15 protein-coding genes are annotated in these 13,042 nt (G+C 68.5%); 7 read left to right on the plus strand and 8 right to left on the minus strand.

The window, feature by feature from the left end; all coding sequences use genetic code 11:
* The first annotated feature begins 1 nt into the window (after nucleotide 1).
* The gene (locus tag CLV30_RS16920) at nucleotides 2-868 is read left to right on the plus strand and encodes a polysaccharide lyase family protein (protein ID WP_106538409.1); all 867 of its coding nucleotides are present in this window, start codon (nucleotides 2-4) and stop codon (nucleotides 866-868) included.
* Nucleotide 869: 1 nt separating this feature from the next.
* On the opposite strand, the gene CLV30_RS16925 is transcribed toward CLV30_RS16920, so the two are convergent.
* The 4 genes from CLV30_RS16925 to CLV30_RS16945 form a co-directional block, all read right to left on the minus strand.
* A complete protein-coding gene (locus CLV30_RS16925) occupies nucleotides 870-2,165 on the minus strand; it encodes an ATP-grasp domain-containing protein (protein WP_106538410.1) in 1,296 nt (431 codons plus the stop codon).
* A gap of 2 nt (nucleotides 2,166-2,167) precedes the next feature.
* Nucleotides 2,168-3,040 carry a nicotianamine synthase family protein gene (locus tag CLV30_RS16930; RefSeq protein ID WP_106538411.1) on the minus strand — a complete coding sequence of 291 codons (873 nt, stop codon included), beginning with the start codon at nucleotides 3,038-3,040 and terminating at the stop codon, nucleotides 2,168-2,170.
* Between the two features lie 251 nt (nucleotides 3,041-3,291).
* Nucleotides 3,292-3,945, minus strand: coding sequence for an SRPBCC family protein (locus CLV30_RS16940; RefSeq protein ID WP_106538413.1), 654 nt, complete (start codon nucleotides 3,943-3,945; stop codon nucleotides 3,292-3,294).
* Nucleotides 3,946-3,948: 3 nt separating this feature from the next.
* Nucleotides 3,949-4,314 (minus strand): ArsR/SmtB family transcription factor, encoded by a 366-nt coding sequence (locus tag CLV30_RS16945; protein WP_106538507.1) that lies wholly within the window; start codon nucleotides 4,312-4,314, stop codon nucleotides 3,949-3,951.
* Between the two features lie 196 nt (nucleotides 4,315-4,510).
* Between CLV30_RS16945 and CLV30_RS16950 the strand changes: the two genes are divergently transcribed.
* From CLV30_RS16950 to CLV30_RS16960, 3 genes are all read left to right on the plus strand, one after another.
* Nucleotides 4,511-4,999: an SAM-dependent methyltransferase gene (locus tag CLV30_RS16950; protein ID WP_205741044.1), complete on the plus strand. Its 489-nt coding sequence runs from the start codon at nucleotides 4,511-4,513 to the stop codon at nucleotides 4,997-4,999.
* 137 nt (nucleotides 5,000-5,136) lie between these two features.
* Entirely contained in the window at nucleotides 5,137-6,288 is a 1,152-nt protein-coding gene (locus tag CLV30_RS16955) for a hypothetical protein (protein ID WP_106538415.1), read from the plus strand.
* Nucleotides 6,285-6,830 carry a hypothetical protein gene (locus CLV30_RS16960; protein WP_106538416.1) on the plus strand — a complete coding sequence of 182 codons (546 nt, stop codon included), beginning with the start codon at nucleotides 6,285-6,287 and terminating at the stop codon, nucleotides 6,828-6,830. The genes CLV30_RS16955 and CLV30_RS16960 overlap by 4 nt, the downstream gene beginning before the upstream one ends.
* Nucleotides 6,831-7,102: 272 nt before the next feature.
* On the opposite strand, the gene CLV30_RS16965 is transcribed toward CLV30_RS16960, so the two are convergent.
* Complete coding sequence (locus CLV30_RS16965; RefSeq protein ID WP_106538417.1) at nucleotides 7,103-8,017, minus strand: SDR family oxidoreductase; 915 nt, start codon at nucleotides 8,015-8,017, stop codon at nucleotides 7,103-7,105.
* 224 nt (nucleotides 8,018-8,241) lie between these two features.
* Here CLV30_RS16965 and CLV30_RS16970 point away from each other — a divergent pair, with 224 nt between their 5' ends.
* A complete protein-coding gene (locus CLV30_RS16970; RefSeq protein ID WP_106538418.1) occupies nucleotides 8,242-9,981 on the plus strand; it encodes an alpha/beta fold hydrolase in 1,740 nt (579 codons plus the stop codon).
* A gap of 60 nt (nucleotides 9,982-10,041) precedes the next feature.
* Here the strand turns inward: CLV30_RS16970 and CLV30_RS26585 are convergent, their stop codons facing one another.
* Complete coding sequence (locus CLV30_RS26585) at nucleotides 10,042-10,212, minus strand: hypothetical protein (protein WP_165358715.1); 171 nt, start codon at nucleotides 10,210-10,212, stop codon at nucleotides 10,042-10,044.
* A gap of 302 nt (nucleotides 10,213-10,514) precedes the next feature.
* Between CLV30_RS26585 and CLV30_RS26590 the strand changes: the two genes are divergently transcribed.
* On the plus strand, nucleotides 10,515-10,679 hold the full coding sequence (locus tag CLV30_RS26590; RefSeq protein WP_165358716.1) for a hypothetical protein: 165 nt from the start codon (nucleotides 10,515-10,517) through the stop codon (nucleotides 10,677-10,679).
* Nucleotides 10,679-10,939: a hypothetical protein gene (locus CLV30_RS16975; RefSeq protein WP_129711085.1), complete on the plus strand. Its 261-nt coding sequence runs from the start codon at nucleotides 10,679-10,681 to the stop codon at nucleotides 10,937-10,939. Before CLV30_RS26590 ends, CLV30_RS16975 begins: the two co-directional genes overlap by 1 nt.
* 533 nt (nucleotides 10,940-11,472) lie before the next feature.
* Here CLV30_RS16975 and CLV30_RS16980 read toward each other — a convergent pair.
* Entirely contained in the window at nucleotides 11,473-11,709 is a 237-nt protein-coding gene (locus tag CLV30_RS16980) for a hypothetical protein (protein ID WP_106538420.1), read from the minus strand.
* Nucleotides 11,709-12,650: an HK97 family phage prohead protease gene (locus CLV30_RS16985; RefSeq protein ID WP_106538421.1), complete on the minus strand. Its 942-nt coding sequence runs from the start codon at nucleotides 12,648-12,650 to the stop codon at nucleotides 11,709-11,711. Before CLV30_RS16985 ends, CLV30_RS16980 begins: the two co-directional genes overlap by 1 nt.
* Nucleotides 12,651-13,042: the final 392 nt, after the last annotated feature.

Genomic DNA, 13,042 nt, shown 5'->3' on the forward strand with positions numbered 1-13,042 from the left:
GATGAGCACGATCGACACCGCGCCGCCGCGACCGGCCACCGGGCTGCAGGGCACCGGCGAACTGGCCGGCATCGTCCTCGACTGGACCCCGGTTCCCTGGGAGACCGTCGTCGACCACTACGCGCTGTACGCGGCCGAGGACGCCGACGACGTCGCCGTCGAGGACGCCACCCTGCTGGCCAAGACCGTCTACCCGCACGCCCAGCACCGCGGCCTCGGCGGCACGGCGCGGCGCTGGGTGTACCGGGTGGTGACCGTCGACGCCGCCGGGACACGCAGCAGGCCGTCAAAGCCGATCACGGTGACCAGCCAGGAGTCGGTGACCGTCTCGGGGACGCCGGTCGCCGTTGTCGGCGAGTTCGACGGCAAGGGGCTGGAGCTCGCGCTGTCGCCCGACGGGTACGCACGGTACACGCAGACGTTCCCGGACGGCGTGGACTTCCGCCACGGCGCGGACGACCCCGCGACCGGCTGGAGCTACCTGCACCCGGGACCGGCCGACGGCTGGGCCGGCCGGCGCGAGCACCGCTTCCGGCTGCGCTTCCCGCTGGACGAGGCCCCCGCCGACGACGTCGACCTCGCGCTGTGGCTCATCGACAGCCACGCGAGCATCCCCGGCTCGGCCGTGCTGAAGGTGAACGGGACGACCGTGGATCGCCTGGAGTTCGCCGGCGGCGCGACCAAGGGCTCGCTGCAGGGCGACAGCACCGTTCCCGGGTCGCCGCTGCGGCCCTCGTACGTGGAGCGCGCGCTGCCGGCGGACCTGTTCGTCCCCGGCGAGAACGTCCTCGAGCTGCACAAGGACGACGGCTCCTGGATCGCCTACGACGCCGTCGGCGTGTTCGCGCGGCCGCCCGCTCACGAGTAGCTCAGCCGCCGTGCCCGAACGGGGCCAGGGTCGTTCCGTCATCCATCCGCAGCCGGAGCGAACCGACCGCGGCCCCGGCTCGGGCACCCGCGTCCGAGCCGGACGCGCCGGTGGTGACGACGTGCCCGAGGCGGCTGTTGTTGTCCACCGGCCGGCCGGCTCGGACCGGGGTCGCCGTCTCCCACCGGTGCACCGCCGGGTCGGCCGCCAGCCGGTCCGTGCCGTCGACGCGGGTCACCGTCCCCGCGGACGGCGAGACCACGAACGCCACGGCCGCCGCATCAGCTCCGGCGGCGACCGGTGCGCGCACCGTCCCGACCGTGGGCGCCCGGCCGAGCGCCAGGTCGATCAGCACCTCCAGCGGATGCGTGCCGGTGACCAGCCGGACCAGGTCGAAGATGTACCCGCCGGCCTGGCGCGGGTTGATCTCGACGATGCGCGGTCCCTGGCCGGTGAGGCGCACCTCGGTGTGGCTGAGCCCGTGCGTGTAGCCGATCGCCCGCAGGGCCGCCCGCACGTGCGTCTCGACCGCGGCCCCGGTGTCCGGCGCGAGCGCGGCCGGGAACCGGTGACCGGTCTCGACGAACGCGCGAGCACCGTCGACGGCCTTGGCCGTGATGCCGATGACGGTCGTCTCCCCGTCGCGGGTCACCGCCTCCACGCTGACCTCGGGGCCGTCGAGCGGCTGTTCCATCAGCAGCAACCGCGCCAGCCGCTGGCCCCGGGTGTTCCGCTCGACCCCGCTGACCTCCCAGAAGGCGTCCTTCAGGGCGGCCTCGTCGGTGACCAGCCGTACCGACGTGCCGGAGTTCAGGTCCACCGGCTTGGCCACCAGCGGGTAGCCCAGTTCCGCGGCCGCGAGCCGGGCGGCCTCCCACGACGCGGCCGTCCGGTACGCGGGCGTCGCCAACCCGGCACGCGCGGTACTGGCGCGGACCTCGTCCTTGCGTGCGGCGCGCCGGACGACCTCGGCGTCGACGCCCGGCAGGCCCAGCGTCGACGCGGCATGCGCGACCGCCTCGAGGTAGTAGTCACAGGTGGACAGCACGCCGTCGACCGTCCGGCGGGCGGCCAGGGCGGTCGCGGCGGCGGCCAGATCCGGCCGGCCGTTGGTCTCCACCACCACGACCTCGTCTGCGTCACGCACGACCGGGTGCGCCGAGCCGTCTGGCAGGTCGGGGTACAGCGACGGGTCACGGGTGAACAGCACGTAGCGGTGTCCCGACTCGCGGATCAGCGGTGGCAGGCTCAACCCGGTGGAGTGCAGCCAGCTCTCGATCATCAGCAACGTCGCCACGGTCACTCCTCCGATGTGTTCACGCGCGCGAGCACGGCGGAGTTGATCACGTCGTTGACCGGGTGCACGACGGACAGCAGCTCGTAGCCGTCCAGCGCGTCCACGTCGACCGCGGGGTACAGCACCTGCCGCAGCCCGCGGGCGCTGCGCGCGAGAACAACGGCGCCCGGTTTCGCCGAGCCGGCCATCCGGCGCAGGACGCGGGCCTTGCCCGCCGCGTCGCCGCCGACCAGTGCGGCCAGGACGACGACGTCGTAGCGCCCGAGGTCGACGTCGGCGGCGTCCGCGCGGACCCGGCCGAGACCACCGAAGCCCAGCGCGCCCGCGACACGCGCACCGGCCTCGAGCGCCTCCGGGTCGTGGTCGACGAGGTCGACGGCGACGTCGAGTTCGCCCGCGAGGTGCAGCGCGCTCAGCGGCAACGGCCCCGCGCCGACGAAGGCCAGCGAACGCACCCGGGAGCCGACGGCCGAGGCCAGCATCCCGATCTCCATCCGGCTGAGCCGGCGGTAGTTGTCCGCGTACGGGAAGCGTGCCAGCTCGTCCCGCGGTGAACGCGCCGTCGCGATCCGCTCGGACCACGCCCGCTCCAGCTCGCTCTCGCCGCGCGAGCACAACTCACGCAGTCGCGGGCCGGCGGCGCGGACCGTCTCGTCGTCGAGGACCGCGGGGGCGAGCTCGTGCGGGACGCTCAGCACCAGCCGCACCAGACGCCCGAACACGTCGTCGGCGACTTGGCCAGGACGGAGGTCCGGCAACGACTCCAGCTCGCGGTGCAGGGACAGCAGTTCCGTGCGGACGGTGTCCCTGCGAGCAGCGACGATGTCCGAAGTTGGTCGATTTGACAGAGTTTTGGTAGTGAGACTCATGTTCATCAGACGTCATCGTGCCACAGCCGGTCGCGGACGGAGGACGGTTCCGCCGAACAGGTCCGCTCGCACCCGGAACGACGACCGAGAACGACGCGCCCGCCGCGTAACCGTGATGAGACGATCGGCGCCGTGCCGACGCGGACGAGATGTTCGCGCACTGGTTCGACGGAGCCGCGACGGACCCGGCCGCCGGACACACCGCCGACGACTACGCTGACCGTCGTCCGCCGTACCTGACGCACGACGGACGACGGTCAGGAGTCCGGTACGTCAGCGTCCTCGGTTGCCGTGTAGGCAGCGGTGGTCCGCTCGGCCGCAGCGCGGGCCTCGGCGGCGTCGGCGCCCGCCGCGACACTCGCCGCGCCCCAGCGCTCGCTGCTGAGAGCGATGAACCGGTTGCTTTCCTCGCCTGTCACCCATGCCATGACTTGCTCTACGTCGACAGCCTCGCCGGTACCGAGATGCAAGGCCAGTCCGATGAGCGCCATGTCCCATCCGACCCCGACGGCGCCCGGACCGAACTGCGCCCAGCGATCGTCGTCGACGTGGGAGATGTGTTCGAGCTCGAACCTGGTGCGGCCCTCGCCCTCCGCCGTGAGACGCAGCTCGATCCAGCTCACCTCACCGCCGTACTCCCAGGTGGCGGTGAACGCGTGCGGAGGATCGCAGCTCTCGATCGTGCCACCGGCGTTGCCCTCCAGCTGGTAACGACCATGCAGGCGAAGCTCGCCCGACACCGGCAGGAACCAACGCGGAATCCGCTCGGGGTTGGTGCAGGCATCCCAGACGTCCTCGAGATCCGCCGCGTACGTCTGGCTGACCGTGGTGGTCCGCGCTTCACCCGCTTCGAGCACCCGGCTGCCGACCTCGCGGCGCACGGCGTTGATCTGCTCATCGACTTCGATCATGAGTCACTCCTGTGAATCGGGGTCCTGCTCGTCCTGTTCACGCAAGCGGCGTTCGCGCTTGCCCCGCGCGAGCTCGGTCGCGAGAGCCTCGAGCGGCGGTGTCCAGAACTGCCGGAACCGCTCCAGCCACTCGTCGACGTCGCGCAACGGATCGGCGTTCACGGCGTAGAGCCGTCGCGCACCGTCCGGGCGCATTGTCGTGAAACCCGCCTCACGCAGCACCTTGAGGTGCTGCGACACGGCCGGCTGCGAGATGCCGAACTCACGCTGGACGACGGCGTTCACCTCGCCGGCGGACTGCTCGCCATCGGCGAGCAGCTCGAGGATCCGGCGCCGGACCGGGTCCCCGAGAACGTCGAACGCGTGCATGGGAGCCATTTTAAAAGGCAGCACTTATATAAGGCCAGTCTGAACAATGGCGTGCCTCGTCGGAGCGTTCCACATGCCTGGGACGATTCAGGCGCGACAGTGCGCTCCGGCGTGCCAGGTGCACCCCGGCGTGCCACGTCAGCGCCGGTCACCGACACTGGAGACCGACCCCCGGCAACGAGAGGACCCGCGAACGATGAGCGAGCCGTCCAGTGCGTCGCAGCTCGGCCCTATGGTCGCCGTCGGCCGGGTGCGCAACCATCGCACCGACCCGGGCGACAGCGACGGCTGGGGCGACGTCGTCAGCCGCATCGTCCTGGACGAGCGCTTCGGTGACCACGCGCTCACGGGGCTCGAGGAGTTCTCCCACGTCCTCGTGCTGTACCAGCTCGACCAGCTGGACGAGCGCGCCGACTACACCGGCGTGCGCCGACCGCGCGGGCGCGACGACCTGCCTGCGGTCGGCCTGTTCGCCGACCGCGGGCCGCGCCGCCCGAACCGGATCGGCGTGACCGCGTGCCCGATCGTCAGGGTCGGCGCCACCGACCTCGAGGTCCGCGGTCTCGACGCCGTCGACGGCACGCCCGTGCTCGACCTCAAGCCGGTGATGCACGAGTTCGAACCGAGCGACGTCCGCCAACCCGCATGGGTCGCGCAGCTGATGAGCGAGTACTTCGAGCGCTGATCACTCGCCCACGGCATCGCCGACGCCGAGCGGATCGCGGCTCACCGGCACGGTGCGCGGATGCCGTGTCACAGCCACTCACCTCGCACGACTTTCACCGGTGTGTGCACGAGTGAGCCGTCGACGGCTGGTGACGCATGACAGCCGGTGACGACGGCGGCGGCCGCGTCCAGTACGCCGTGCACGGGCTCCTGTCCGCGTGGCGCGAGCACGACCAACGCTGCACCGAGGTGCTGGACGGGACGCGCCGCGAAGCGGAGAACCTCGCCCGCATGCTCGACGGCATCGATGGACTCGCCGGTGTCGATGGACTCGACAGTCTCGGTGAACAGGTCGCAGGGATCATGAAGACCGGCACCGCCCAGGCCGAACACGAACTACGCCGGGCCGGCGAGAGCTACGCCACCGAGACCCGCGCACTGCTCGCGCTGCTCACCGGCGACCCCGGCCTGACCACCGCCGCATTCACACTCCCCGACCCCGGATCCGGCATCGCCGGTATCGTCGCCACCTTCACCACCGACACGTCCCGCCGCTACGTCGGCCACCTGCTCGGCGACCACGACGCCAGCAGCACCCAGCCCGCCGACGCCGCCGGCACCGCTGCGACCACGGGGACGGCCGCGTCGCCAGCACACGTCGACACGTTCACCGCCATGTTCCCGGACCACCTCCGGCCCACGATCACGGCGATGATCACCCATCCGCGCAGCCACGCCATCCAGGCACACGGACCCGACGTCACCGACGACGCGCTCCAAGCCCGCCTCACCTGGCGCAAAGACCCCGTCGGGCGCGACAACCACGCCCACCGCTGGACCCTGCACGACGACGGCACCGTCACCACCAACCACGGCGTCGGCGCCACCGCAGGGCGCTTCAACTCGATCGAAGCACTCGCCAATCCGTTACAGGCCGTCGTCCACGCATGCGGCAACACCACCGACGGCCTCGACACCTACCTGAACGCCAACTCCAAGGGCAAGATCGCCCGCATCTACGTTCCCGCCACGCTCGCCGGCCTCGAACCCGGCGACACCGCCGCCTTCCGCGGCGCCGGAGCGAAGACAGCGAAGATGGCCGACGATTGGCAGAAGGGCCGGACATACGCGATGCACAATGGCGCCGACCCGATGCCGATCGTCCCCACCAACCCGACCGTCGACGGAGCCGATCCCGGAGCAGCCATGATCTTCCGCAAGGCCGGTGACCGCTGGATCATGACCACGTGCTACCCAGTGGCACAGCAACCCCAGGACTTCACACGCTTGCGAGGATCGACCTCATGACGCCGCGAACAGAGAACCTTCGGCTCTGGGTCGGTAACTGGTTCGACGACCAGGGCGATCCCGAGACCTACGTCGAGGGCTGTGACACAGCGCCCGAGTGGTTGGCCGACGACACCGACGACTTTCGAAGCTTCCGCGACGAACTCGCCGCGCACATCCGCGACTCCTCGCACAAGCCACTCGCCGGCAACGAGCCACAGTGGATCAACGACGAATGGCTGCGCAACCTGCACTACGACCTCTTCGGCCCGGAACCACCACCCGGCGACGCCTACCCCGTCGCACCCGAACGCTGGGGCCGAGCCCGCTGGACCCCCTACCTGCTCCACAACGTCGGCCGCTCCGACGAAACGAGCGGCGAAGGCGCCCCCGCCTGGCTACGGGCTCGCGGTCTCACCTACGCCGACATCGACTCCGCACCCGACTCCGAACACTTCCGCCCCGAACCCGACGGGTACCAGGAACGGCTCGAACGGCTCACCCGCGAAGGCGCCCGACCCGCCCACCCCGACGAACCCTGGTACGACCAGCACGCAACCTGAGGCGCTCCGACACCGAGGAAGCTTGGTGTCGCTGGGGCGACCATGTGGAAGCTCGGTGTCGCAGGGACGTCCCGAGGAATTTTGCACGGAGGCGAAGTCGTACTCAGGATCGTCCGCCTCGGCGTGAAGATCCTCGCAGCAGCGACCATCCCGCTCCTCACCGGGCTCTCGTCCCTGAACCACCTCTTCTGAGCTCAGGTAACCAGCGGAGTCGCACGGGACAACCGATCGGCCCTCGTCCACGGACGGGGGCCGTCGTCCGCAGGGCCGCGTCAGCGGTAGCCGGTCGCGTCCGCCGGGCCGTCGACGTCCTGGACCTCGACGATGTAGCGCCACGCGTCCGGCCGGCTGCCGTCCAGGTCGGTGAAGCCATACTCGCGTGCCAGCCCGCCGCTGGACAACGACTGCCCGTTCCACCTCGACGCATCCGGGTCCGTCGCCAGCGCGACGACCGCCCGTCCGACGAACCGCGGCGTCTCCGAGATGCCGAAGTGCGGCACGGCGTCGAGCGCGTCGCGCCAGTTGTCCTCGCGCACGCCGAAGTGCTCGAGCATCATCTCCGAGCGCAGCCACCCGGGCGTCAGCGCGACCGCCGTCGCGCCGCGCGGGCCGACCTCGTGGCCCAGCCCGAACGCCATCCGCAGCACGGCGGACTTGACCAGGTCGTAGAAGAACGACACCCGGTAGGTGCCGGCGTTGTACTCCGCGGTGCCGTCGGTCATCTCGACGACGAGTCCGCCCGGCTGCCGTAGCAGCAACGGCAGCGCGTGATGGCTCGTGATCGCGTGCGTGTCCACGCCGAGCCGCAGCAGCCGCAGCCCCGCGTCCAGGTCGTGCTCCCAGACGGGCGCGTCCCACGCGAACAGGTTCTCGCCGCCCCAGATGTCGTTGACCAGCACGTCCAAGCGTCCGTGCTCCCGGTCGATGCGGTCGACCAGGCTGCGGACCTCGTCGCCGACCAGATGATCCGTGGGCACCGCGACGCCGCGGCCGCCTGCGGCGGTGACCAGGTCCGCCGTGTCCTCGATGGTCTCCGGGCGGTCGTACTCCGAGCGCCGCTCACGGGTGCTGCGACCGCTGACGTAAACGGTCGCGCCGGCTGCCCCCAGCTCCACCGCGATGCCGCGTCCCGCACCTCTGGTCGCCCCGGCGACCAGAGCCACCGCGCCGTCGAGCGTTCCAGCCATTCGTGTCCTCCCCGACAGGTCGTCACCCGCACGGTCACGCGGGCTCCACGATGGTGACGCACCGATCCTGACACCAGCTGTCATCAATCCGGCCGCCTTCCGCCGGACGCCACAGCGGCGGATCATCACCACGCAGGACGCCGAACCACGACCGTGGGAGGACGACCGTCGCCGGTGGAGATCGTTACGGTCGTCGGAACGCTCCCGACCTCGCCGAGGACCGCATGGACGTCCGCAGCACCATCCGGAACACGCTCGCCCTGGCTGCGGCCGGGCTCACGCTCACCACCGCCGGCCTCGCCGCCGCGCCCGGCATGCCCGCCGCCGCGACACCGGCGTCCGACGCACCCGCACGACCGGCCGCTCAGGTACAGGCCCCGGTGCCGGAGCTGAACTGGAAGCCGTGCGAAGAAGGGCTGGAAGCGTTCCTGTGCACGACGGCCGAGGTTCCCACCGACTACGACCGTCCGGACGGCCCGACCACCACGATCGCGCTGACGAAGCTGCCCGCCACCGACCCGGACGCACGCATCGGCACGTTGTTCACGAACCCGGGCGGACCTGGCGGGTCGGGCGTCGATTTCGTCCACACCCGCGGCCGGACCGCCTACACCGACGACGTCCGCGCCCACTTCGACATCCTCGGTTTCGATCCCCGGGCGGTGCACCGCTCCGATCCCGCGACCTGCTACCGGACACCTGAGCAGGAGCAGCGTGAGCTGGCACGACACCCCGCGTTCCCGGTCACCGCCGAGGAGGAGAACGACTACCTCGGGTTGAACGCACGGCTCGGAGCCGACTGCCGCCGCACCTCTCCCGAGCGGTTCGCGCACTCGTCGACGGCCAACGTGGCGCGCGACATGGACCTGCTGCGCCAAGCGGTCGGCGACGAGAAGCTCACCTACATGGGGTACTCCTACGGCACCCTGCTCGGCGCGACGTACGCACGGCTGTTCCCCGGCCGGGTCCGCGCACTCGCCCTGGACGGCACCGTCGTCCCGGAGGACTACACCGGCCGCCCGGGCGAGGAGACCTCGTCCGTCGGCGCGCGGATGCGTCAGGGCCACGGAGCCGCCGAAACGTTCGACGAGTTTCTTCGGCTCTGTGCCGAGGCCGGCCCACGACGCTGCGCGCTGGCAGCGTTGGGTGAGCCGCGAACGGTGGTCGAGCGGACCTTCGACCGGCTGAAGGACGAGTCCGTGCGTATCGTCACGCCGAACGGCACCGAGCTCGTCGTCGACTACCCGACGGCCGTCGCACTGACATTCAGCGGCCTGTACGACCCCGCCGCCTGGACCGGACTTGCCGGCCTGCTCGCACAGTTGGCCACCGCGGAACCTCAGATGACCGGTGCGGCTGCCGCGCTGGTGGAGCAGGTCGTGCCGCAACGTGACCGGCCTCCCCGGCGCGGGGCCGACTACGCGTCCGTCGGCGGCTCGCTGGCCTCGTTGTGCGTCGACGGTGGCACCACCGGCGAGCCGTTCGCGTACCCGGAGATGGTCGACGACGTCGCCGCCGACGCTGCGCACTTCGGCCGGTACCGGGCGTGGGTCGGCGTGCAGTGCGAGTTCCTGCGCGTGACCGACGAGGACGCCTACGTCGGCCCGTGGGACCAGCAGGTCGACGAGCCGGTGCTGGTCATCGGCACCCGGTACGACCCCGCCACGCCGTACGACGGCACCAGCCGGTACGCGGCGCACTTCCCGGATGCGCGGACGATGACGGTCGAGGGGTACGGGCACACCGTCCTGGGCAAGAGCCGCTGCGCGGACCGGGTGATCAGCAACTACCTGGTCCGGCTGGACGCGCCCGCCGACGGCTCTACCTGCGGCCAGGACGTGCCACCGTTCCAGGCTCCCGGCGCCCGCGCGCGGCGACCGCTGACCGTTCCGCCCCTGCCGCCCTTGATCATCAACGGTATGCCACAACATGGTGTGGTCTTATTTCACACGCCTAGTAGCTGACCTGCAAAAACACGACCCACGGCCCGCCACTTGTCCCGGTGGCGGGCCTCTTCATGCGCTCTACTCCCCGTCGTCGCGCGGAGCCTCCACGGCCTGGCGATAGTGCTCAAGCGCCGTCATCAACAAACCGGAAATGGGCATGCGGTGTTGCTTGGCGTGCGCCATGGCCCAATCCCAGAGCGGCACGTCTTCCTCGCGGACGTAAATCGTCTTCTGCGGCACCTTAGGCATACTGTCACTATACCTTTACCTAAGTAGATATAAGTAGTACGTTGATCAGCACACATAAGACGGTCCCGCCAGCCGACGTGACCGGCTGACGGGACCTCGACAGAGACCTAGCGAGGAGGTTCTGCCGTGCCCACCAACGTACCGACACCTGCCCCTGACAGCCCGCCAGACAGGCCCACAACGGCAGTCGCCATTGAAGCCGCCTTCCAAGCTCTGGACGACGCATCGGACGCGCTGGTGGAGCTTCGCCGGAATCTGCGCGTCGTACGTGACCTCGTGACCGCTCAGGGTGGTGATGAGTCGTGACGCGCTCGGACGCGCTTGCCCTGCTTGTTGGGCTGCTGCTCGCCATGGCCGTGATCGTGGTTGTCGGCGTCGTCACCGACACCGGCCAGCCAGCGGAGGACGATCCCGCTTGGGACTGCCGCATCCACGGCAACGAGGTCTGCGGCGGGGGTGGTCGGTGATGATCCTCGCCGTTGTCCTCCGTGCCACCGTCGATGTTCCGGCGCATTGCTGGATCATCGAGGCTGAGCAAGAACCGGCCACGCTGCCCGACATCGCCAAGCGGACCGATCACACCGTGCTCGCCGTGCGGCCGGTGGCTGACGTTGATGCCGCCGACGCTGCCCTAGCCGTGGCTGGCCTCATGCGCACCGCCGAATGGCGCAATCTTGCCGACGGTGCCGACATCGCACCGATTACCGCTATGTCTGGGGTGAATTAACCCAATGTCGACGTATCAAGCCAGGCGACACCGGCCAGACGGCAAGTGCCCGAACTGGTGTGACGAAATCCCGAATCACATCGGCCCGCATTACAACTTCATTGGCAACATTGTTCTCACGAACCGGAAGCCCGATCCGATAGGCGGAATTCGCGGCGCGTCTGCATGGTTGCTCAATGTCAATTTGACCAGCGAAACCAGCTAGCCGGGTTTGCAACTCACCCTCGACTCGAAAGACGAACCGAAATTCTTCATCTCGGCATCGTTGACGTGGAGTGAGGCCAAAGAACTCGGGGAAATGCTGCTCAAGGCGGTTAAGAGGTACAGCAAATGACGACACGTTCTAGGTTCGGCTAGCTGAGCCAGGCCACACCGAACGGCCCGCCACTTGCCCGGTGGCGGGCCGTTTCACGTTGTGCGGCCCTGTGCGCCTTGCTGACGGCATGACAGTGCCCCGCCGGACCTTCCCGGCGGGGCACCAGTGCCGCCGCGCCACATCGGGCGGCACAACATGAATACAACCACCAACCACCCTAGGCGGCAGTGTCGTCGTCCGTCGATTCCTGCCGCTTGTGACGGCCCATATTCGAGAACACGCCTTGATCCCGCACGTTCTCACCGTCCGGCCCGTGCAACCGCGCACCTGGCTGGTCAATCGCCCTGCCATAGTCGTTCATCGGGTGACCGTCACTGGATTTCGCCGTACGCGGTTCGCCCAGCACGTCTTGCAAGGCTTCCGCCTGGCTCTGTTCGTGTTCCTGCTCACTCATTAGCGTGTACCTCCAACTTGATTCGTGAATCCACGACCGTACGCGCGGGCACGAGCGTTCTCGATAATCTCACTCCGCTTATACGGTTCGTCCCAATACTGTTTCCGCTCTTCAACCGTAAGCTCGTTAGCAATCTGACGGTCCGACGTATCAAGCAACGCCTGGCCCCAGCCGTTTTGAATCAGTTCCCGTTCGGCAGCTTCAGTCTTCTCCCGTTCTTCCTTCCGCCGTTGCGCTTCCCGCTGTTCGGCTCGGTGTTGCCTGATCTTCGCCTCTTCGTCTTCCTTATTGAAGCCCAACGGCGACATCTCGGACTGCCGCCGAATCGTGACTTCCGTTTCCCAATGGGGCCGCTTGGCCGGTTTGCGCTTCAACGTGCCGAACGACAACGCCCCGCCAGGACGGGCACCGCTAGGACTGGACCTAGGTGAAGCGAACGACGGTTCAGTAAGCGCGAACGTGTACACCTGGCCAGAATCCTCGAACCGGGCCGAGTTAACCCTGGCTTCCTGATACACCGGCATCCCGGTTAGCGTGACTTCCTGAAGCGTGACCGATTTCGCAATCTGGAACTCGGAATCAACCGGGTCAGTGACGATGGTGTCTCGGCCAGGTTTGACCTCGATACCGACGCTGAACCCGTCGAGCCTGCCGTTCCGGACTTGCTCAAGCGCACGATCACCTTCCGGCGTGTTGTCGATCCGAAACATGCCATACGCGCCGAACTCGGTGTTCTTGATGCTCAGCATCTCACCGATCCGCCGCTCCTTGTCATGATCAAGCACCAGCGGAATCGAGCCGGACCATTTCAGGCTGTCCGGCTCAAACAGCCACCATTGCGCATCCCTGCCACTGGTGCGCGCCTTCCGTCCCCAAGGAACGATCAGACCCGATACGGTGCGAGCCTTCTGATTGGCCCGGAACTCGGTTTTGATAGTCATGCTTTCGCCTTCCTTTGACGCGCCAATACCTGATCCCGGTGTTTGGCGTAATACTCCCGCGACATTGCCGCATCACACTCCCTACATTTCGACGCCAGCCCGTCTGTGCGGTAATCGTCCGGCGCAAAATCGGCCACTGGCAGATTCTCGCTGCATGCTGGACATTTCTTCGTCATAATTCCGCCTTTCTTCAACGAATCGGGCATTTCTTTGGGCTATTTTGAATGATTCCGCCTTTCTGTCGACAATCTTGAAGCGCTCGTAAGCTTCTCACCAGTAAAAACGCGCTTCCGGAGAAAGAGAACAAGGGGCAATCACCGCCCCGACTCGAAAGGTCAAGGGAAAAAACGACCCCCGAATCCCCGTCGGTGCATTCTTGCATTCTCCATTCC

Origin of the sequence: Haloactinopolyspora alba (assembly GCF_003014555.1) — a bacterium.
GTDB lineage: Bacteria > Actinomycetota > Actinomycetes > Jiangellales > Jiangellaceae > Haloactinopolyspora > Haloactinopolyspora alba.

Excerpts from the sequence above, each read along its gene's own strand:
- CLV30_RS16920 (WP_106538409.1), top strand. The coding sequence starts at position 2 with ATGAGCACGATCGACACCGCGCCGCCGCGACCGGCCACCGGGCTGCAG.
- CLV30_RS16985 (WP_106538421.1), bottom strand. The coding sequence starts at position 12,650 with ATGACTATCAAAACCGAGTTCCGGGCCAATCAGAAGGCTCGCACCGTA.
- CLV30_RS16945 (WP_106538507.1), bottom strand. The coding sequence starts at position 4,314 with ATGCACGCGTTCGACGTTCTCGGGGACCCGGTCCGGCGCCGGATCCTC.
- CLV30_RS16980 (WP_106538420.1), bottom strand. The coding sequence starts at position 11,709 with ATGAGTGAGCAGGAACACGAACAGAGCCAGGCGGAAGCCTTGCAAGAC.
- CLV30_RS16950 (WP_205741044.1), top strand. The coding sequence starts at position 4,511 with ATGAGCGAGCCGTCCAGTGCGTCGCAGCTCGGCCCTATGGTCGCCGTC.
- CLV30_RS16970 (WP_106538418.1), top strand. The coding sequence starts at position 8,242 with ATGGACGTCCGCAGCACCATCCGGAACACGCTCGCCCTGGCTGCGGCC.
- CLV30_RS26585 (WP_165358715.1), bottom strand. The coding sequence starts at position 10,212 with ATGCCTAAGGTGCCGCAGAAGACGATTTACGTCCGCGAGGAAGACGTG.
- CLV30_RS16960 (WP_106538416.1), top strand. The coding sequence starts at position 6,285 with ATGACGCCGCGAACAGAGAACCTTCGGCTCTGGGTCGGTAACTGGTTC.
- CLV30_RS16955 (WP_106538415.1), top strand. The coding sequence starts at position 5,137 with ATGACAGCCGGTGACGACGGCGGCGGCCGCGTCCAGTACGCCGTGCAC.
- CLV30_RS16930 (WP_106538411.1), bottom strand. The coding sequence starts at position 3,040 with ATGAACATGAGTCTCACTACCAAAACTCTGTCAAATCGACCAACTTCG.
- CLV30_RS16940 (WP_106538413.1), bottom strand. The coding sequence starts at position 3,945 with ATGATCGAAGTCGATGAGCAGATCAACGCCGTGCGCCGCGAGGTCGGC.
- CLV30_RS16975 (WP_129711085.1), top strand. The coding sequence starts at position 10,679 with ATGATCCTCGCCGTTGTCCTCCGTGCCACCGTCGATGTTCCGGCGCAT.
- CLV30_RS16965 (WP_106538417.1), bottom strand. The coding sequence starts at position 8,017 with ATGGCTGGAACGCTCGACGGCGCGGTGGCTCTGGTCGCCGGGGCGACC.